The following is a 19594-nucleotide window of genomic DNA, read 5'->3' as shown; positions in this document are numbered from 1 at the left end:
TCTGATCCACAAAATGCCACGCTATGAGGTATTGAATGCTTGAGTTTAAGAGCATTTTTGGCGAAGTTGATGGGGTAATTGGAGAAAGTGCGGTCGGAACTTGTGAATTTTTTGCAAAATTTCCCCAAAATCCAACCGCTTGTCTTTTTTATTTTCTTACTGTTTAAACACCCTTTTCAACACATTCAACACGGCGGCATTTTTGGCTGATTGGGCAGCGTTGGCGACCACGGCGGAAATGCGTTTTTGGGGTAATTTGGCGTGAGGTAACACGCTTTGTAAGCGGTGATTTTTTTCAAAAACCTGCAATTCACCTTCCAAAATAAAGGTCAGCCCCATTCCTTCCGTTGCCAAATAATACGCAATTGCCGACATATTCGGGCATTCGGTGCGTTTTTCAGGCAAAATTTTGGGCAGATTCAAGGTTTCAAAGGCATTGAACAACACAAAATCGCTGTGATTCAACCAATGTGCCGTGAGCAAATCCGTGGGTTGGGTAATGGGATTTTCTGCCAAATACTCAGGCGATGCGGCAATAAACATCGTCCAATCCGCCAAACGATAAACCACATTATCCATTGAATCGCTGATTTCGCCCACACGCAACGCAATGTCTGCCGTGCCTTGTTGCAGCTGTGCCAGCGAATCTTCGGCAAGCAACACCAACCTAATCTCGGGGAAATCCTGATCAATAATACGCATTAATTCCCGAATTTCACGACAACGCACAAAGCCCGTAGGCAACGACAAACGCACGGTTCCACTCGGTTTGGCTTTCAGTGCGGTCATTTTTTCCTGCGTTTCTCGCATAATGTCTGCCAATTTTTCCGTTTGTTGCCACAAAATCCGCCCCGCTTCCGTGAGTTCCAAACGGCGAGTGTTACGGTTCAGCAATTTCAAACCATAATCACGTTCCAAATTTTGCAAATGCTGGCTCACTGCACTGGCAGTCATTCCCAAGCTTTGCGCCGTTTTGCTCATACTGCCTTTTTTGATGACTTCATTAAAAATCAATAATCGTTTTGCATTTTCCATTTTCAAGTTTAACTTAAAATAGTTTTCATTATTTGCCACATTATCAAGTAAATCCACTTTAATTACAATGCACCCATCTTAACTACTTCAGTACAACTTAACGACAACTTAATAAGGAGCTTATTATGGTAACCGTTTCAATTTTTGGTAAAGGTAATATGGGTAAAGTATTGGCAGAACGTTTCAGCCAAGCAGGTAATCAGGTTTCATTCATGGGACGTGATGAACAGGCAACTCTAGGCGACATCGTGATTTTTGCTGTGCCGTATACATCCATCGATGAGATTATCGCAAAATACAGCAAACAGCTGGCGGATAAAATCGTGATTGACATCACTAATCCAGTGGATTTCAGCACAATGGATAGCTTGCTTGTGCCAGCAGACAGTTCAGCCGCCGAAATTATTGCACAAAAACTACCAAAATCGGCAATTATCAAAGCATTTAACACCAATTTCGCCGCTAATATCGGCTTAGGTAAAGTAGCAGACAAAGCCGACACGACGGTATTATTAGCAGGCGATTGCGAACAAGCGAAAACCAAAGTGGCAGATGCCCTTAAAGGCAGTGATTTAATCGTGAAAGATGCCGGCTCGCTCAAACGAGCTAGAGAATTAGAATCCTTGGGTTTCTTACAAATCACCCTTGCCGTACGTGAACAAATCGGCTGGACAGGTGGCTTTGTACTGTTTGAATAACATCACATAACTATATTTAACCCATTTTCAAGAGAAGGGCTAAAAAATGAACAAACTTTTAACCGCACTTTTAGCAACCATGATTTTTATTGCTCCTATTGCACAAGCACAACCGACTACACCTGTTGCCATTAACGCTGAAAAGCAAGATGAAACCGCCATTCGTCAATTGATCAACAATTATGCGGCAGCTTTGAGATCAGCGAATCCGCAAAATGTGGTAGCTCTTTACCGCAATGATGGCGTGTTAATGCCGTCCAACGCCCCAACCGCTCAAGGCAAGGATGCGATTACCGCAACCTATCAGCATATCTTTAGCACCGTCGGTTTGGATTTGCAGTTTGACATTAAAGAAATCACGGTGAATGACAACGTAGCAATTGTTCGCTCAACGTCAAACGGCACTGCCACCATGAAAGCCAATAATGCCAAGGCGCCAGAAGTAAACCGTGAGCTTTTCGTTTTAGATAAAGTGGACAGCAAATGGAAAATGGCTCGTTATATGTTTAACAAAACTGAATAATGATTTAGCAAATACAACCAGTTATAAGGAACCAAAATGAGCATGATTACTTTATTAAACGAACGCCACGCCACACGTCATTTAGACCCGAATGTCACGATTAGCCAAGCGGAATTAAGCGAGCTGGTTCAAGCTGCCAGCCGTGCACCAAGTGGTTTTAATTCACAACCTTGGAAAGTGGTTGCTTTGACAGAAAAAGCCCAAAAAGAAAAACTGTTTCCTTTGGCATTTAATCAACAACAAGTGTTAGATGCGTCAGCGGTGTTAATTGTCTTGGCAGATCGCCAAGCCTATCAACCAGCAGCCGTTGAAAATCTCAATAATACGATGGTTGAGCAAGGCTTTTTACCAGCGAAATTAAAAGATCAGATGATTGGAATAACCACAGGTTTTTACGACGCACAAAATGACGTGCAAACCGAGAAGTTTTTAGCGTTAGACGTGGGCTTATTTGCAATGAGTTTCATGTTGGTGGCACAAGAAAAAGGCTGGAACACCAGCCCAATGATTGGCTATGCACGCGATGCCGTTCGTGAAGCCTTTGCTATTTCGGATAATTACGAAGATGTGTTACTGATTGCGGTGGGTAAACAAACGCAAGTACCTTATCCAAGCTATCGTTATCCTGCGGAAACGGTGATCAGCCGGAACGAAAGTCCGAAAAAATAAACTGTTTTTACTTACTATGTAGTGTAAATGTTCAAACGGCATTTTTTACTCATTATCACGGTGGAAGGGCGATTGCAAAATTATCCCAAAATTCGACCGCTTGTTTATATCATATGGCGGATTGACTGGCGTAAAATAGGTAAATCAATGAGAGATAAGGTGGAAAAATGATTATCAACACAGGCGGTCGCACCGATACGGTGCATTATTATTCAGACTGGCTACTCAAACGGTTTGAAGAAGGCTATGTTTTAGTACGGAACCCGATGTTTCCCAACAAAGTTTCACGCTACGAACTCACGCCCGACAAAGTGGATTGCGTGGTATTTTGCTCAAAAAATTATCGTCCGATTTTAAAAAATCTGCACCAAATTACCCGCCGTTTCAACACCTATTTTCACTACACCATTACCGCTTATGAAAAAGATGTTGAGCCTTCTGCGCCGATGATTGCCAAAAGCATAGAAACCTTACGACAGCTTTCCGTCCAAGTGGGCAAACAGCGTATTGCGTGGCGATATGACCCTGTGTTACTCACGACAAAATACACGGTGGACTACCATTTGCAAGCCTTTGAGCAAATGGCACAAGCCATTACGCCGTATGTAGATCGTTGTATTTTCAGCTTTGTGGAAATGTACAAAAAATTAACCGTCAACATGCCCGAAATTATTTTGCTGACCGAAGACGACAAACAAAGGCTCACCCAAGGTTTTGGCGAAACGGCACAACGCTACGGCCTGTATTTGCAAACTTGTGCCACCGCCGGCGATTTTTCCGCTTACGGTATTCACGCTTCAGGCTGTATGACGCTTGATGTGCTGGGGCAAGCCAATAGCGTGGATTTCAAACATCTCAAACACAACGGCTCTCGCCAGCATTGCGGTTGCATTGAAACGCGTGATATTGGCGCGTATGACAGCTGCCCGACAGGCTGTAAATACTGTTACGCCAACCAAAGCTCTGATAAAGCGCGTGAAATGTACAAATGGCACAATCCCAATTCGCCCTTATTGCTCGGGCATTTGACCGATAAAGATGTGGTTACGCAAAGCCATCAAAAAAGCTTTTTGTTACATAAACAAATGGATATGATCGAGCTGTTCGCTTTATAAATAAAGACGGATCCCTGATGGCGCAAGTTTCCTCACTTATGCCAAAACAAGCGGTCGGTTTGTCGCTAAAATTTGCAAATTTCGGATTGAATAAAGCACTAGCACGGACGTTGGCGCTATCTAGTGCAACGCCCTCTCTTGCCATCACTCTAAAATTGTTCAACTAAAAGCAGTAAGGCAATCATAATCATTGCAATGCCTGAAAATCGGCTAATCCAACGTGCTAAACCAGGTCGGTAACGTAAACTGATCCCAACGCCCAGTCCAACCAAAGGATAAATCAATGCACAATTTGCCATGTGAATTAAACCAAGAAATAAAGTTTGAACAGACATTGAAAAATCCGATTGTGCGGTTAAAAACTGTGGGATAAGCGCTAAAAACATCAGTAACACTTTAGGATTTAAACCGCTTACCGCAATCCCTTTTAAAATCCACCGATTTGCCTGATTTTGTGTTTTATTATTTTCGCCAACCGTAGGCGGAAAGCGTAGCACCTGTAACCCAAGCCATAAGAGATAAGCGGCACCGACAACCGTTAAAAGTTGTAACAATAGCGGAAAAGCGATAACCAATGCCCCTACACCTGCCATTACGGCAAATATCACAAATAAATATCCCAGTAACATTCCAAATAATGCTGTGAACACTTTATTTTTCATTCCTGCGGTCATCACATACGCCCAATCAGCTCCCGGTACTAACGTGAGCGACATTGATAGCATCCAAAATCCCCATAACATGGTTTCAGGCATGTTTACTTCCTCTTTTTTAATCGCCATTATTGTAGCAATTTCGCCCTAGAAAGAATTCTCAAAATTTGCTAATATATTGATTATTTTTAGAATAATTTATCACATGGATAAGATAGATAGAAAGATTCTTGCTGAAATGCAAAAAAATGGGCGAATATCTCTTACAGAACTAGCTGATAAAGTAGGGATTAGTCTTTCCCCTTGCCAGCGACGAGTAAAACAATTAGAGCAAAGCCGCATCATTACGGGTTATCAAATTGCCATCGAGCCTAAGCAAGTCGGGTTAAATTTTTCAGCGATTGTTTTTGCTACATTGAAAAATGTGGTAATGGAAGATGTCGAAAAATTTGAACACGCCCTGCAAGACTTACCTGAAATTGTCCAAGCTCAACGGTTATTTGGTGATATTGACTATATTTTGCACATTGTTACCCCTTCAATCGAGGACTTTCAGCTATTTTACGACAGATGTCTGACTAGGCTACCTAACATACAACGATTAAATTCTACGTTAGTAATGAAAGAGATTGTTCCCAAAAGGGGGCTACCATTGAAAATATAAAACCCTCGATGGCGCAAGTGCCCTCACTTATGCCAAACAAGCGGTTAATTTGTCGCTGAAATTTGCAAATTTTCACAAAAACTGCCTAGGTATTACTCTAGTATAAGTGGTACAGATCGACAAAATTTTACTTACCTTAAGGTTTTTTTAAGATTTATCTATTATTATACGTATTTCCAAACTTAAATAACCGAGGAAAGCCAATGACAGATCAAACTACGCTGTTTTCAGAAAACTGCCCGCTGAGTGTGGTCATTATTACGCTAAACGAAGCAAAAAATATCGGCAATATTCTTGATGATCTTGTCGCTCAACAATACAAGAATTTTGAAGTATTGGTGGTTGATAGTAATAGTGATGACAACACCGTTGAGATTGCCCAATCTTATCAAGATAGATTGGATTTACGCACAGTGGTGATGTCCGATCGCGGACACAGCCTTGGGCGTAACACCGGGGCGGAAAATGCGAAATATGAGCGTATTGTCTTTTTTGATGCGGATGTGCGTATCACCCCTGATTTTCTCGGCAATGCCTTGAAAGCGTTGATTAAAAAGCGTTTATTGATCGGGGCAGGCAGAATGAATTGTACCGAACCTTCTCGACTAAACCGAGTGGGCGTGCGTTTATTTGATTGGGGTATGGTGGCAACACAATATACCTTCCCGACTTGTACGGGTGCTTGTATTTTTTCAACCAAATTTATTCACCAAATGTTAGGCGGCTTTGATACACAGATCAGTCTATGTGAAGATTGCGACTATGTGAACCGTGCGTCAAAAACAGTGAAATTCCGTATGCTGCCTGTCTTTTTTGAGTTCAACACTCGCCGTTTAAATCAAGACGGTATTTTCAAAATGGGTTATACCTATTTAAAAGCCAATGTATTGAGAATGTGGCGTGGCGAATTGCGCAATAACGAAATCCACTATCCTTTTGATCACTACGATAAAGCCAAATGAGCGGACTTCCGGATTGGTTGGTGGCATGGTTTAGTTCTCCATGGCTACCTGCAATTTTATGCTTAGGAGCATTTGCCGATGCCTTTATCGGCATGAGTTTATTTGTATTGGGTGAATTTTTCTTTGTCGCAGGCGGCTATCTTGTCGCCCAATCTTCGCAGTGGTGGATTGTGCCACTAATTTGGGCAGCGGCATTATTAGGCGATGTATTGAGCTATTTAGTCGGCAAACGCTACGGCAAACAGATCGTCGCCAAATATATTCGTCCCAAAGCCAAACGTCGTTTGCACTACCGCCGAGCCTACCGCTTAATGCTCAAACGTGGCGGAATGGCGATTTTTATCGCCCGTATTACCGGTCCGCTCTCCAAATTTATGCCTCTGCTGGCAGGCTCTATGCGATTGCCGTTTAATACCGTCTTTTTTGCAAGCCTATGGGGAATTATCATCGGTACCGCACAATTTTTTGTGATCGGCTACGCCTTGGCAAAAGGAAGCGATTATTGGACGATGATTTTTGGATAATCACAAAAAATCGCTCGAACTACTCCGGCTGTTATCCCTTGATGGTGCAAGTATGGACTTTGATTCTACATCGGCGAAGGTTTTGCAAAAAATTGCCGAAATCTCACCGCTTGTTTCCCTAAAAATCGCTGATTTTCATGCGCTATGGTGAATCGGTAGATTATTTTCGTATAACAATCTGAAATAAAACCGATGATTTTTGAAAAGTTTTACAGACCATTCTCAATTTAAACGCCTGCTGATGAAAATTTAATTTCTCACCTTGATCAACACGATCATACTACCGCTCCGCCCCTTTTCATCGGTGACGGAAAGCTGATATTGTCCGCTTGTTTTAGGCTCCCACAATAACGGTTGCAGCGGACTTGAGGCGCCTAAATAGCTATTGTTGACAAACCAATAAAGCGTATTGACATCACTGGTGGTCGTCGCCGTAAGCGGGATTTTATCGCTGTTATTACGGGCTAAAATATATTCTCGATGCCCCTGAGGTGAGGTAATTTTTAGCTGTTGGTCTGCCAATAACTGTAGTGATTGATTTTGCTGTAGATAAGGACACTGGGGATTGACTATCGGCTTACGTTTGATAATGCCTGCCTGCGCAAAAATTTTCTCAAAATCACTACTCCAGATCTCATAGATTTTTTGCTCGCTTAATTGTGAATTATAAGGTGGACAAGCAAGTAAATCACTCTCCTTCTCCACTTGAAAAGCTTGATAAATATGACTGATTTTAATCGGGGATTTACCGGGAATAAAATCGGTTTTCACTCGTTGCTGACAATATACATTTGGCAGATTACCATCAGCGGCACACACTTCAATGCTTTTTAGGTTTAAATCCGCATCGCGCAATATATCCGCCATTTTGGGGTTTTGGGCAATCACGTTATCGGCAATCTGTAAAAATAGCGGTGTAGCAAGCGATCGCCCAATAAAATGCGGATTGCTTTTGTTATTAAAATTCCCAAACCAAACTACTAAAGTGAAATCACCGAAATAACCCACTGTCCAAGCATCGCGTAAACCGTTTGAAGTACCGGTTTTCCAATAAAGCGGCAAGCGGGTAATTAACGATTTATTATACACATCGGTACGTGGTGTTTTTGCAAGAATGTTGCTGATCATTACCGCACTTTCACGGCTTAATAGTTGCTTGGTGAAAATTGTCGGACTATTTTGCAACCACTTTAACGGTTGCCACCCCCCCTGATTAGCAAGCATTGCATATAAGGTCGAAAGCTGCTGAACGCTCAATTCAGCGCCTCCCAACACCAATGATAAGCCGTAATAAGCCTTGGATTTTGGTAAATACATTTGTGCCTGTTGTAATAAATCGTAGAGATCGGGCGATCTCAATTTGCTTGCCATTTCAATGGCCGGAATATTACGGCTTTGAATTAATGCCTGCTCAAGTGGAATCGGACCTAAAAAGTTGCCTTCATAATTTTCCGGACTGTAATCGTTAAACGTCGTCGGAAGATCTTTTAATACGGTTTTAGAATGCGCCAAACCCTGCTCAAAAGCCAAAGCATAAATAAAAGGCTTTAAGGTTGAACCATAGGAACGTTTGACCGCAGTGCCGTTAATCTGCCCTGAAATTGTGCGGTTTAAATAGTTACCGGAACCGACTAAAGCCTTAACTTCCATGGTGCGATGATTGACTAACAGCACTGCAGCATTTTCAATACCTTTTTGTCCCAGCTGAGCCAAATACCGTTGTGTCGCCCGTTCGACCAAACGTTGCATTTGACTGTTTAAGGTGGTTTTAATCTCTCCTTTTTCAGGATATTGTGACAACATTTGATCGGTAAAATGCGGAGCAATAAAAGGCAGCTTTTCTAACGGACGCAACGGATAGCTGAGTTGGAAATCGCTCTGCCATTGCTTATCTTCAGGATGTGCGGTTAACCAACGTTGATAAAGTTGGTTTCGAGCCTGCCACAGAGCAGGATTGAGTTGTTGATTGTTTTGGCGGATATACGCCGACGGGTTTTTCGGTAGAATCGCCAAGGTCATCGCCTCCGCTAAATTCAGTTGACGGTTCGCTTTATTAAAATAGATTAAGCTTGCTGTGCCAGCCCCTTCAATATTGCGTCCATAAGGCGCAAAATTAAAATAGGCTTCCAAAATGTCTTCTTTGGAATATTGCATTTCAAGCTGCACCGCACGCAAAATTTGCTCTAATTTACCGCCAATAGAACGGCTGTCAATCTGCCATAATATTCGTGCCAACTGCATGGTTAACGTTGAGCCACCCTGCGGGGAATTGCCTAAAAGATAAGTTTGGACAGCACCACGCACCAACCCGTAAGGATTTACACCCCAATGCCAGTAAAACCACTGATCTTCCTGCAACAACACTGCGTCAATCAATTCGGGCGAAATTTGATTTAACGGCGTCCATAAACGATAGCGTTCATCTTCTGCCGTGGTTAAACGAATCAGCTGGTTTTGGTCATCATAAATCGCAGTGGAATAAGTGAAACGCGCTTTTAACGGCGGATGAGGCAGAAAACGCACCACCAGTGCAAGACAAAGGCAGAACAGCAAAATATAACCCGTCCAACGGGAAATTTTTTTAAACCATATCGGCATAGTTTTAAATCAGGATCTATTGATTCGCATATTTTGCAAATTATCGAAGAAAAGTGACCGCTTGTCAGCGGTCACTTGATAAGGCTACTGAACAACCTTAATCACACCTTGCGGAACAAATTGTGCTTTGATTGCTCGGTTGTACATACTCTCTGCGTAAACAGCCGGGATACGGTATTCCCCGACACTAACCGCTTTGAGTTTATAGGTAAGTGCTGAGCTGTCCGATCCGACTCCGCCGTAATTAAGTAAGCGGTCTTCACGTAAATCAGTATGAGTCGGTAACCAAATCGGTAATTTAACCTCATCCTCTTCTTCCCCATTTTTTTGCCATACCGCCTCAAACCCGGCAGGGAATAGATCGGTAATGACGACATCCGATTGGTAACCCTTAGGCGCACGAATCACAACAGTGACATTGATTGTCTCACCCAATTTCACTTCGCTGATTTCTTTACCTGCGTCATCTGTATAAGTACGATGAATTTCCAGTCCTTGCGATATCGATTTTTCCGCTGCTGTTTGCGGATAACCCGCTTGACTTACCGCGAACCACGCAGTACCTGAAGATTTATTGTCAAAACGAATCTGACCATTATCATTTAGTACCGTACAAGCGAATAAACCACCACAATCACTTGAAATGACGCTACCTGCAGCGTTGTGAATAGTGAGATCTTTTACCGCATTCGGATTATGTTGTACATAGCTATCTAAAGCCAGTAACATCATTGCGGAGGACAACGTGTTATAACGCTGTGCATTCACATCATCACTGATACGGCTCAGAACAGTCTCGGATACCGAATCTAATTTAGCCGGGAAATGACGGGCAATCACATATAACGCCACACTGTCTTGAATCATTGGGTCATCAAAATCAGCAAATTGCCATTCTGTGGTACGGGCTTGATTCAATTTAGCAATCAACGGCGTAATCAAATTATTGGCTTCTTGATCCTGTTTAACCAATTGATAAGTTCCCGCCAACCACGCACTGACTAAATCGCTCTGCCAATCTTCCGCTTTAAAGTTTTGATTTAACTGTGAGCGGATAGACAATAACGCATTCGACGGCACTTGACCTAAACGTGCCAATAGATATGCCGAATAGGCACGTTGACGTAATGTGGCAAGGCTATCTCCCTCTTGTGGCATACTTTGTTGTTCTAACGCATACAAAGTACCATTAAATAAACCGCTTCCGCTCAACCAAGCTCTCGGCACGCTGACATTATGCTCTTGTGCTTCAATTAAGAAGTGTGCGACATAAGCGGTTAAGAAAATATCGCTATCCTCGGTATTATTCCACATACCAAAGCTACCATCCGGGAATTGACGGTTCGGTAATAGGCTAAAGACCTTGTTAAGCGCATTATTAATTTCCTTATCGCTGGATTGCGCCAAATTCTCTTTACTCGTAGAAGATAGCATATTCAGTAACGGCTTATACGCCGGCTTATCTGCAAACAATAATGTCGGCATGGCGGCACTGATAATTTGTTCGGTACAGTAGTTGTCATAATCGCTTAGATACGCCGAAACACCTTGTGCCAAAGCCAATGGTACAGGTGAGAACAATGCTCCTTGATAACGTTCCTGAGGATAAAGCGCTGCACTCGGCGTATGAGTAGTTGATTGTCCTGCGCTGACCTTACCGATGTATGTAAAGTGCTGTTTCTCCATCAATGGACGTACGGACAAACTCATATTACGCTCTGCCGTTGCGATTTGTTGGTGACTGTCTTGATAAGTTGCGCTAAAACGGACATTTGCCGCACCGAGTAATTCGGTTGCTTTCACCTCAAACGTGACCAATTGTTCGCTCATTGCTGCGATTTCTACTGTTTTTTCCGTATCACCTACAACCACTAATTGTGGGTCTGTAGTAAGTACCACTTTAATTTGCTGATTCAATTTAGTGTTATTCGACACATTAACGCTAACCTGACTCTGATCTGACGGTGTTAATGTTAATGGTACTGCCGGAGATAAAATCAAATCATTACGGACAAGCGTATCTGCTTGAGAAATACCTACATTATCACTGTCATTACTGACCGCAATCGCCATGACTTTCAAATTACCGTTAAAGTGTTCCGGAATTCGGTAACTGACGGTCGTTTCACCGTTAACATCCACAATATCCGACCAATAGGCTACCGGTTTCTCCACTCTGCGTTGGAAAGGATTGTGGCTTTTCGCTACCATTGCGGTGGCAAACATTTCCATCATATCGGAATCACCGCCTGTTTGAGCGTACTGCATAATCCGGCTAAACTCCGGCAGAATTAAATCTAAGATCTGTAAAGTATTCACTTCTAATGCCCGTTTCGGGAAGAAGAACGCAAGCGGCTCGGTCTGTTTATAGCGTGCAACTTGCAGGATCCCTTCATTCACCGCATAAATAATAGCTTTACTTGGCTTATTGGCAGAGAGTTTGAATTCGACCGTTTCGCCTGATTTCACTTGTTTCGGTGCAACGAGTTCCATCGCTAAACTGTGGTTCCCCACATTCACACTAAACGGTACGACAGCATAGCTTAGCGGGCTGGTGAAAATATCGTTTGAATTCAAATCACGTGAAAACTGAACATTGATATAACCACTACCTTCAAAATTCTCCGGTAAGGTAATACGTTGTACCGATTGGTTTGTATCTGCTTTAAACCATTTATGAGCGTATACCCGATCAGTTTCAATTGTAATCAAACCGCTACCGGTGTAAGGAGCTTGAATCGCAATTTCGATATCTTCACCTTTTTGATACTCTTTCTTATTCAAACGCAGTTTCAGTTCACTGTTCCGATCCATTTCGGTAGTCAAATTTTGGTTACCTACAACAGTATATGGGATCCGGTTTACGACCTGATCATTTTGATCGCTGATAACAACCACATAGTCACCACTGTTTGCCGTATCTAATACCAATTCGATACCGTCTGCGGTAATCATAAGCGGCTGTTTGCTTTTCTCGGTCTCCACCAATTTACTTTCGTATTTGTAGGCGCCTGAATTTTGTTGAGTCAGCACTGAAACGTATTTACGTTCCATCACAGTTGCACTGAGATTTTCCACCGCTATTTTTTCAAGATTCGGATTCACCGCAATTAACTGCGCTTGCGCTTGGCTGTTTTGCTGCAAATAAGCTAAATCCTGTTTACTTGTATAACCGACAAGCCAAGGTTGTGCGGAAACCATCACTGTTTGCACTGTTGAAACACTGCGTCCGCTATTACCTTCAAAGCCATCGGCAGTAAAATAAAGCATTTGCACAGTATTAGTCGCATATTGACTCAAATCGAATTTAAAAGTTGCTTCACCTTGATTATTGGTGCGCTGTTCATCCAGCTCCGTCTCATATAAAACCGGCGATTTATCGCGTTGGTTATCAAAGAAGTGATAATCCGGGTATTCGCTGAATTTTGGTAATGCCGAATGTAGTGCAAGCATACCGTTTACTTGACGATCTTGAGCCGGTGTACCGAATAAATTCGTGAGTAACACATTCGCTTCCAAATTTTGTGGCGAAACCCAAGCCAGACTACCTTGTTGATTGAAGCGCGTTCTAATTTTTAATGTATCAGGTTGGAATTCTTGCACTTGGAAAGTGTTAGAGCCAATCATTTCCCCTTGTTTGTTGATATACAGTAGTACTTCCCATTCGCCAGTTTCTGCATTTTCAGGCAAATCGTAGCTCAAACTATTCAACCCGCTTTGGTTTAGCTGAATAGTTTTTTCCAACATCCGTTTCCCGCTTGGCGAATAAATCTCTGCGTGTAGCGGAATACGGCTGACGTTATGGCTCCAATCCACCGCTTTAACGATCATACCGATATGTACCGGTTCATTCGGTCGATAAATACCTCGGTCATTAAACATATAGGCTTTTAATGCTGCACTATCACTTTCTGTACTGTAACCATCAATCTCAAAGCGAGAATAATCTAATGTACGTTCACCGCTTAACGGTAAGAACGATTGATCCGCCTCCGATTCCACGAGATACATCACCGGCATTAATTCTTGTTGATATTGATCCAAATTCGGGAATAACACCAAACCTGTCGTATCGGTATAACGCTGTTCGATAACCGAACCGTTACGGCTGATGACCTGTACTTTAGCATAAGCAACCGGTTGACCGCTTGCTATAGATTGGACAAATACCGCTTGGGAGCCATCAGCGGCTTTCTTGGCAATAATCCCAAGGTCCGTTAAAACGATAAGGCGATAGTCGCTGTATTGATTTAATTCATCATTGCGCCAATCGTACTCTTGCGATGTATCTTTATGCGATGACTGTCCTTCATCCTTCTGCTCCGATACTTTCAACCAGAAAATACCCTTATCCGTTGCAAGCTTGTCGAGAGCAATGCTTTGATAATGATTTCTACGCGGATCACTGTTAAAGACATCAAAGACTTGAGTATCGAAATTAGCGATATCGTCAAAGCGCAAATTCCCTAAATTCGGTTTTTGGAAACTATCGCGATTTAAATTTGCAATGTGACGAAGTTGATCACCTTGTACACGGCCGATATCCACCCGGATACGATCCAAATTACGGGAAAGGACCGTCAATTTACGCTCACCGCTTAATGCCAATAAAGAACCTTCACCAACAAAACTCACGTATTTCGGATATTCACCCGCACACACCAAAGAGCCGATCGGATATTCCATTTGATAGCCGCCTTGAGCAACCATTTCATTATCCAACACCATATAAGCACAGCGTTGCTCCGGAATATTTACCTGAAAATTCTGTTCTTGCGCATAAGTGTTTTCAGTCGGGACCCATTGATATTTAATTCTATTCGCTTCCGTTAAATGCTCTTGTCTCACTTTCGATGCAGACCAACCATCTTCTTGTTTCGGCAATAAGAAAAGTTGAAGATGCTTTTCAAGCTCCGAGCCTTTAATCGGATAGTTAAACGATAAACGTAGTAATTGATCCAACTCGTTTTGCTGATTATTAACATAGTTAATATTTTGATTCATTCGTAAACTGAATTTAGTCGGCACCGCCACTTCCGCCTTCAATGGCTCCGTAAGCGTATTTTCACCGAGATAACCTGTTACACTTGGTTGAATAGTCGTTTGAATGTACTGGTTATTGCTGCCCGCCAATCCGACGCTATCGGAATTCACCCAAGCGGATAAGCCATTATCTGAATAACGAACCTTAAAATTCAAAGGAGAAATAGTTTCTGTAGTATTGTCCTTATTTTTACGGACTAAATTAACCGCAATCGCTTTTTCCAGCTTTTCTTTATCAACCGGATGAGAAAAGCTTAATTCTACGATAGATTGACGAATATGAGCTTGTACCGGATCTTGATAAAAACTTTGTTGCTGAATATTAGCATTAAATGCCGGGCTGACAATTTGTTGAGCTAAGGTCACCGCTTTTGCATAATCCAGCTTATCATTCAAAATGCTTTGATCTAATTTAACACTATACGTTTTTCCGGTCGGCCAATCATCTGCCGGCGTAAAGGTTAAGCTACGATCACTCTTCCACTCCCAACGCCCTTTAATTTCAGGCGTAATACTCGCCCCTTGCTTCAATTCGGCTTTCAGTAAATCGATACGTGCTGCAGCATCACTGAATTCGATTGTCATTGGATAGACGACCTTAGGATTTTCAGAATAATTTGTTGGTTCGATAGCATTAAGCGTCATTGTTACTGCATTCGGATCGTCTTCTTTATGGCTTTGATACCAATAACTGCCTCCGGCAATAGCGCCAATACCCAAAATCGAAATTAAAGGAAGATAGGCTTTTTTCATCATAATAACCTCAACGATTAAAGTTAGAGTGATTTGCAAATTTTTGCGGCAATCATACCGCTTGTTTATTGTTTTTGATACGGTCAATAAATAAAAAAATGTCCTCCTTGAACAGGAGAGCCGTTGACTACTCAGAATGTTTAATCATCCAACAATTGTGAATATGCGGATTACGCTCAAAATCCAACGGCAATGTTTTGTGCGAAATGTTTTCCGCCGTTAATCCTAATTCAGCCAAGCCGTCAAAATCCATTTTAAAGCCACGTTTATTGTTCGAGAACACAATCGTACCGTTTGCCGTTAAAATGCGTTTCAACTGTTTCATCAAAGCAATATGATCACGTTGTACGTCCCAACTGTTTTCCATTCGTTTTGAATTAGAAAAGGTCGGCGGATCGACGAAAATCAGTTCAAAACGCTCACGACAATCCGCTAACCACTGCAAGCAATCTGCCTGATGCAAGCGGTGATTTCGTAGTGAAATATTGTTTAGCTCAAGATTTTGTTCCGCCCAGTTGAGATAAGTGTTTGACATATCCACGGTGATGGTCGATTTTGCCCCGTTTAACGCTGCGTGAACCGTCGCTGAACCTGTGTAGGCAAACAGATTTAAGAACGTTTTTCCTTTCGCCATTTCGCCGACCATCTTACGCGTTAAGCGGTGGTCAAGGAACAAGCCTGTATCAAGGTAATCCGTCAAGTTTACCCACAGCTTCGCCCCGTATTCATTCACGAAGAAATAGTCGCCTTTATTCGCCAGTTTCTCGTATTGATTAGTCCCCTTTTGACGTTGGCGAACTTTTAAAACTAATTTATTCGTTTCAACACCAGTGGCATACAAAGTCGCAGATACCGCATCAAGCAGGCGTTGGCGAGCTTTATTCTCATCAATATTTTTTGGTGCGGCATACTCTTGTACCACGATATGATCGCCGTATCTATCCACTGCCAAATTATACTCAGGCAGATCCGCATCGTATAAACGATAGGCATCAAGCCCTTGCTGTTTCGCCCATTTTTCGATCTTTTTGATATTTTTGGTTAAGCGATTAGCAAAATCAGGGGCAACCTGTGCGTTTTGGCTAAATTGCAGATTTTCGTCAAGATCTGACCGCTTGTCTGCATTTTCACTGATCAAATAGTTCTTCTGCACACACTCAAGCGGTCCGTTCTTCGCTTTAAATTGACGAGCCGAACGCAGACGTAAGCAGTTCAGCAATTCAGGTTCACCACTAAAAATAGAGGCATTCCAACCTGCAAATTGCTGTTTTAACCGTTGTCCAAAGACAGAATATAACGCAATTAACGCTGGGGTTGTGCCTAATCGTTCGCCATAAGGCGGATTACAAATCACCGTCCCCACTTGCTCGGTAATCGGATTTTTCAACGCCGACACATCACCTTGTTGCCATTGAATTAAATCTGCCACCCCTGCATTTTTCGCATTCTGTTTGGCTTTTTGTAGCACTCGATGATCGAGGTCAAAGCCGAAGAACAGCACATTGCTTCCCTCCTCCTGCTCGCGGGGGAAGGTACCTAAGGCGGAAGGTGGGAGGATTTCAGCTTCTTTCGCTTCCTGCCAAACCCTTTTCCACAGTTCGATCTGATGCCCTTTCCAACTATCAAATCCCCAATGGATACGGTTAATTTGTGGGGCAATATTCGCTTGCATTTGAGCCGCTTCAATCAACAAAGTCCCCGAACCACACATCGGATCGACAAGTGGCGTGCCTTTTTGCCAGCCTGAACGCAACACAATCGCTGCCGCCAAGGTTTCACGTAACGGTGCTTTCCCCGTTTCTTCACGATAACCACGCATATGCAAGGCTTCACCGCTTAAATCCAGAGAAATAATCAGCTCTTCACGGTTTAAATAGGCGTGTAAACGAATATCCGGGCGGATTTTATCCACAGTCGGGCGAGCAAAACCTTTACGTTCAAAATAATCGACAATGCCGTCTTTCACTCGCATTGCACCGAATTGCGTGTTGCGAATTTCACGGTTTGTGCCGTTAAAATCCACGAAAAAGGTATCTCTTGGATCGAAAATGCTCTGCCAGTCGTAAGCAACCACAGAGGCATATAAATCGCTGTCGCTGAAAATTTTCGTATTGATTAAGGGCAATAAAATACGGGAAGCCAAGCGACTGTGTAATAACGCTTGATACGCCCCTTTTAAATCAGTGGTGAAATGCACACCGCCTTGAGCCACTTTGCATTGTGCATGCGTAATCTGCTCAAGTTCGGTTTTTAACATTTCTTCAAAGCCACGTGCCGCGGTGGCGAAATAAGTTGTTTGTGTCATTGTGTTGTTGTACTGGAAAAAATTGGCAGAATTATAGCGGAAGAATGCTACAAGCGGTGAGATTTCAGCAGAAATTTGCAAAAGTTACATAAAAAGAAAACAGGATAACCGCTGGCTATCCTGTCTATTGGACTATACTGGACTGTATAAATTCACTTGGCTCAACTCAGCCATTTTTTCCACATAGTTTTTCACCTTCGGCGGGAAGGTTAATCCTTTCACACAAGTCAAATTGCGTAGCATTGGGAATAGTACAATATCTTCTAAAGAGAGTTTGCCGTTTACGGCTTCAGATGAAACGACAAGGTTTTCCAAAGCGGTCAGATCTTGCGTTAATTTTGCAATATATTCTGCTGAACGAGCGAGATTTTCAGCGAAATCACCGATAAATTCGGTTTTCTTCGCCACAAAATAGTCAATCGCACTTTGGGTTTTGTACTCATCTAACCCCAACTGTACAAAACGTGGCAATAATAGATGATTATAGTAACTGCCGACTTGTTTAATCCACTCATTGATTTCAGGACGAATGTCATCTGCAAGCAATTTCTCACCGTAGTTTTCATCCACGTATTTCACAATATCCAAACTTTCAGGCATTGCAGAACCATCTTCCTTCACTAAAATTGGTACGACTTTTTTTCCGACTAAGCCAATAGGGGTCGGTTCATCGTCATTCAATAGGGTGATAAATTCGACATCTAGCTTTTTCAAGCCGAAAATCATTCTTGCACGGACGCAAAACGGGCAATGATCGTAAATATAAAGTTTCATAGGAGCTCCTTTTTTTCTACTACTTTGCATACATTACAGTGCCGATAAAACATAAGCAACACTGCGACCACCTTTTTCCGTTCTCTGCAAAATGCCTTTGTCAACCAAATCGTTAATATCTCGAAGGGCGGTATCTCTAGAGACTTTGGTTAAACTTGCCCATTTTTGATTAGTAAGATGGCCTTCAAAATGATCTAATAATCTGTTCAGTACCTTACGTTGTCGCTCATTGAGCTCAATGGTTCGCCATGCTTGCCAATAACGATTTTTTACCAGAACTTTATCTAAGGTTTTATGGGAAGATTTTATCGCCTCGATGATCATTTGTAAAAACCAACTCAGCCAAGCGGTCAGATCACAGAGCCCTTTTTGCGTATCTTCTAACATTTCATAATAGGATGAACGATGCTGTTGAATCTGTGCGGATAAACTATAAAAACGTTGGCGGCTACTATCGGCTTTTGCTAATTGCATATCTGCAATGACTCTTGCAATGCGTCCATTACCATCTTCAAAAGGATGTAGCGTTAAAAACCAAAGATGTGCAATCGCTGCTTTTAAGAAAGGATCGAGAGGTTGTTCTTGGTTAATCCAGTTTAGGAAACGGGTTATTTCCGTTTCTAAACATTCGGCTGGGGGGGCTTGAAAATGAACTTTTTCCTTTCCATAGCTTCCGGATACGACTTGCATCACTCCCTCACCATCATCTCTAAATTGCCCTACGCAAATTTTTCTGATACCGCTGTAACCTGTTGGGAAAAGTGCCGCATGCCAACCAAATAGACGAGTTTTATTTAATGGATCCTGATAGGAAGTGACGGCATCAAGTAACATTTCTACGACACCTTCCACATGGCGATCTGCTGGGGGTAAAGCTCCGCTCTCTATACCTAAACGTTTTGCCAAAGATGAACGAACTGATTGTACATTAAGTATTTCGCCTTCTATTTCACTGCTTTTTACAATACTTTCAGTTAAAAATTGCAGATTGGTTTGCTCACGCTCTAACATACCTAGATCTAACATTCTGCCAAGTAATAATCCTTGTTGATAATGAGCTTCTGTCAGTAAAGGGGAAAGTGTGTGAAGATCAAACCGCCAGTTCGTCCAATCAGGCTGCTGCCAAATGTAAGTGTAGTTTAAGTGATTCATCAGGCGATTACCTTGCTTATTTGCCTTAAAAATTAAGGCGAATAATAGCATTATTCGCCTGATGGGTGCAATTTAACCATGATGTAAGGTATCAAAAATCGTTTCCGCAAGGGAAGCGGAAATCCC

General features: G+C 42.4%; 14 protein-coding genes. 7 read left to right on the top strand and 7 right to left on the bottom strand.

Annotated features, from left to right (window positions below):
• Positions 1 to 156 precede the first annotated feature (156 nt).
• Positions 157 to 1035, bottom strand: coding sequence for a LysR family transcriptional regulator (locus tag ACEYJ7_RS11180; protein ID WP_373779178.1), 879 nt, complete (start codon positions 1033 to 1035; stop codon positions 157 to 159).
• Between the two features lie 125 nt (positions 1036 to 1160).
• Here ACEYJ7_RS11180 and ACEYJ7_RS11175 point away from each other — a divergent pair, with 125 nt between their 5' ends.
• From ACEYJ7_RS11175 to ACEYJ7_RS11160, 4 genes are all read left to right on the top strand, one after another.
• On the top strand, positions 1161 to 1733 hold the full coding sequence (locus ACEYJ7_RS11175) for an NADPH-dependent F420 reductase (RefSeq protein ID WP_373779177.1): 573 nt from the start codon (positions 1161 to 1163) through the stop codon (positions 1731 to 1733).
• Between the two features lie 46 nt (positions 1734 to 1779).
• On the top strand, positions 1780 to 2256 hold the full coding sequence (locus ACEYJ7_RS11170; protein WP_373779176.1) for an SgcJ/EcaC family oxidoreductase: 477 nt from the start codon (positions 1780 to 1782) through the stop codon (positions 2254 to 2256).
• A 36-nt stretch (positions 2257 to 2292) separates the two neighbouring features.
• Complete coding sequence (locus ACEYJ7_RS11165; protein ID WP_373779175.1) at positions 2293 to 2925, top strand: nitroreductase family protein; 633 nt, start codon at positions 2293 to 2295, stop codon at positions 2923 to 2925.
• 167 nt (positions 2926 to 3092) lie between these two features.
• On the top strand, positions 3093 to 4040 hold the full coding sequence (locus tag ACEYJ7_RS11160; RefSeq protein WP_373779174.1) for a DUF1848 domain-containing protein: 948 nt from the start codon (positions 3093 to 3095) through the stop codon (positions 4038 to 4040).
• Positions 4041 to 4189: 149 nt separating this feature from the next.
• On the opposite strand, the gene ACEYJ7_RS11155 is transcribed toward ACEYJ7_RS11160, so the two are convergent.
• Positions 4190 to 4795, bottom strand: coding sequence for a LysE family translocator (locus tag ACEYJ7_RS11155; protein ID WP_373779173.1), 606 nt, complete (start codon positions 4793 to 4795; stop codon positions 4190 to 4192).
• Positions 4796 to 4898: 103 nt separating this feature from the next.
• Here ACEYJ7_RS11155 and ACEYJ7_RS11150 point away from each other — a divergent pair, with 103 nt between their 5' ends.
• From ACEYJ7_RS11150 to ACEYJ7_RS11140, 3 genes are all read left to right on the top strand, one after another.
• Positions 4899 to 5357 carry an Lrp/AsnC family transcriptional regulator gene (locus ACEYJ7_RS11150; protein ID WP_373779172.1) on the top strand — a complete coding sequence of 153 codons (459 nt, stop codon included), beginning with the start codon at positions 4899 to 4901 and terminating at the stop codon, positions 5355 to 5357.
• A gap of 203 nt (positions 5358 to 5560) precedes the next feature.
• The gene (locus ACEYJ7_RS11145) at positions 5561 to 6319 is read left to right on the top strand and encodes a glycosyltransferase family 2 protein (protein WP_373779171.1); all 759 of its coding nucleotides are present in this window, start codon (positions 5561 to 5563) and stop codon (positions 6317 to 6319) included.
• The gene (locus tag ACEYJ7_RS11140) at positions 6316 to 6843 is read left to right on the top strand and encodes a DedA family protein (RefSeq protein WP_373779170.1); all 528 of its coding nucleotides are present in this window, start codon (positions 6316 to 6318) and stop codon (positions 6841 to 6843) included. The genes ACEYJ7_RS11145 and ACEYJ7_RS11140 overlap by 4 nt, the downstream gene beginning before the upstream one ends.
• 249 nt (positions 6844 to 7092) lie before the next feature.
• On the opposite strand, the gene pbpC is transcribed toward ACEYJ7_RS11140, so the two are convergent.
• The 5 genes from pbpC to ACEYJ7_RS11115 form a co-directional block, all read right to left on the bottom strand.
• The gene (pbpC, locus tag ACEYJ7_RS11135) at positions 7093 to 9441 is read right to left on the bottom strand and encodes a penicillin-binding protein 1C (protein WP_373779169.1); all 2349 of its coding nucleotides are present in this window, start codon (positions 9439 to 9441) and stop codon (positions 7093 to 7095) included.
• 84 nt (positions 9442 to 9525) lie between these two features.
• On the bottom strand, positions 9526 to 15240 hold the full coding sequence (locus ACEYJ7_RS11130) for an alpha-2-macroglobulin (protein WP_373779168.1): 5715 nt from the start codon (positions 15238 to 15240) through the stop codon (positions 9526 to 9528).
• 124 nt (positions 15241 to 15364) lie between these two features.
• Positions 15365 to 17542, bottom strand: coding sequence for a bifunctional 23S rRNA (guanine(2069)-N(7))-methyltransferase RlmK/23S rRNA (guanine(2445)-N(2))-methyltransferase RlmL (rlmKL, locus tag ACEYJ7_RS11125; protein WP_373779167.1), 2178 nt, complete (start codon positions 17540 to 17542; stop codon positions 15365 to 15367).
• Between the two features lie 132 nt (positions 17543 to 17674).
• Positions 17675 to 18316 carry a glutaredoxin 2 gene (grxB, locus tag ACEYJ7_RS11120; RefSeq protein WP_373779166.1) on the bottom strand — a complete coding sequence of 214 codons (642 nt, stop codon included), beginning with the start codon at positions 18314 to 18316 and terminating at the stop codon, positions 17675 to 17677.
• A 33-nt stretch (positions 18317 to 18349) separates the two neighbouring features.
• The gene (locus ACEYJ7_RS11115; protein WP_373779165.1) at positions 18350 to 19468 is read right to left on the bottom strand and encodes a Fic family protein; all 1119 of its coding nucleotides are present in this window, start codon (positions 19466 to 19468) and stop codon (positions 18350 to 18352) included.
• Positions 19469 to 19594 lie beyond the last annotated feature (126 nt).

The sequence above is a fragment of the Glaesserella sp. genome (genome assembly GCF_041814905.1).
GTDB lineage: Bacteria > Pseudomonadota > Gammaproteobacteria > Enterobacterales > Pasteurellaceae > Glaesserella.
The sequence above is the reverse complement of the archived record's forward strand: the minus strand, read 5'-3'. Positions and strand labels throughout refer to the sequence as shown.

Bases quoted from the DNA above. Each gene is read 5' to 3' on its own strand.
- ACEYJ7_RS11155 (WP_373779173.1), bottom strand. From the start codon at position 4,795: ATGCCTGAAACCATGTTATGGGGATTTTGGATGCTATCAATGTCGCTC.
- ACEYJ7_RS11160 (WP_373779174.1), top strand. From the start codon at position 3,093: ATGATTATCAACACAGGCGGTCGCACCGATACGGTGCATTATTATTCA.
- ACEYJ7_RS11170 (WP_373779176.1), top strand. From the start codon at position 1,780: ATGAACAAACTTTTAACCGCACTTTTAGCAACCATGATTTTTATTGCT.
- pbpC (WP_373779169.1), bottom strand. From the start codon at position 9,441: ATGCCGATATGGTTTAAAAAAATTTCCCGTTGGACGGGTTATATTTTG.
- ACEYJ7_RS11140 (WP_373779170.1), top strand. From the start codon at position 6,316: ATGAGCGGACTTCCGGATTGGTTGGTGGCATGGTTTAGTTCTCCATGG.
- ACEYJ7_RS11150 (WP_373779172.1), top strand. From the start codon at position 4,899: ATGGATAAGATAGATAGAAAGATTCTTGCTGAAATGCAAAAAAATGGG.
- ACEYJ7_RS11175 (WP_373779177.1), top strand. From the start codon at position 1,161: ATGGTAACCGTTTCAATTTTTGGTAAAGGTAATATGGGTAAAGTATTG.
- ACEYJ7_RS11145 (WP_373779171.1), top strand. From the start codon at position 5,561: ATGACAGATCAAACTACGCTGTTTTCAGAAAACTGCCCGCTGAGTGTG.
- ACEYJ7_RS11130 (WP_373779168.1), bottom strand. From the start codon at position 15,240: ATGATGAAAAAAGCCTATCTTCCTTTAATTTCGATTTTGGGTATTGGC.
- rlmKL (WP_373779167.1), bottom strand. From the start codon at position 17,542: ATGACACAAACAACTTATTTCGCCACCGCGGCACGTGGCTTTGAAGAA.
- ACEYJ7_RS11180 (WP_373779178.1), bottom strand. From the start codon at position 1,035: ATGGAAAATGCAAAACGATTATTGATTTTTAATGAAGTCATCAAAAAA.
- ACEYJ7_RS11165 (WP_373779175.1), top strand. From the start codon at position 2,293: ATGAGCATGATTACTTTATTAAACGAACGCCACGCCACACGTCATTTA.
- grxB (WP_373779166.1), bottom strand. From the start codon at position 18,316: ATGAAACTTTATATTTACGATCATTGCCCGTTTTGCGTCCGTGCAAGA.
- ACEYJ7_RS11115 (WP_373779165.1), bottom strand. From the start codon at position 19,468: ATGAATCACTTAAACTACACTTACATTTGGCAGCAGCCTGATTGGACG.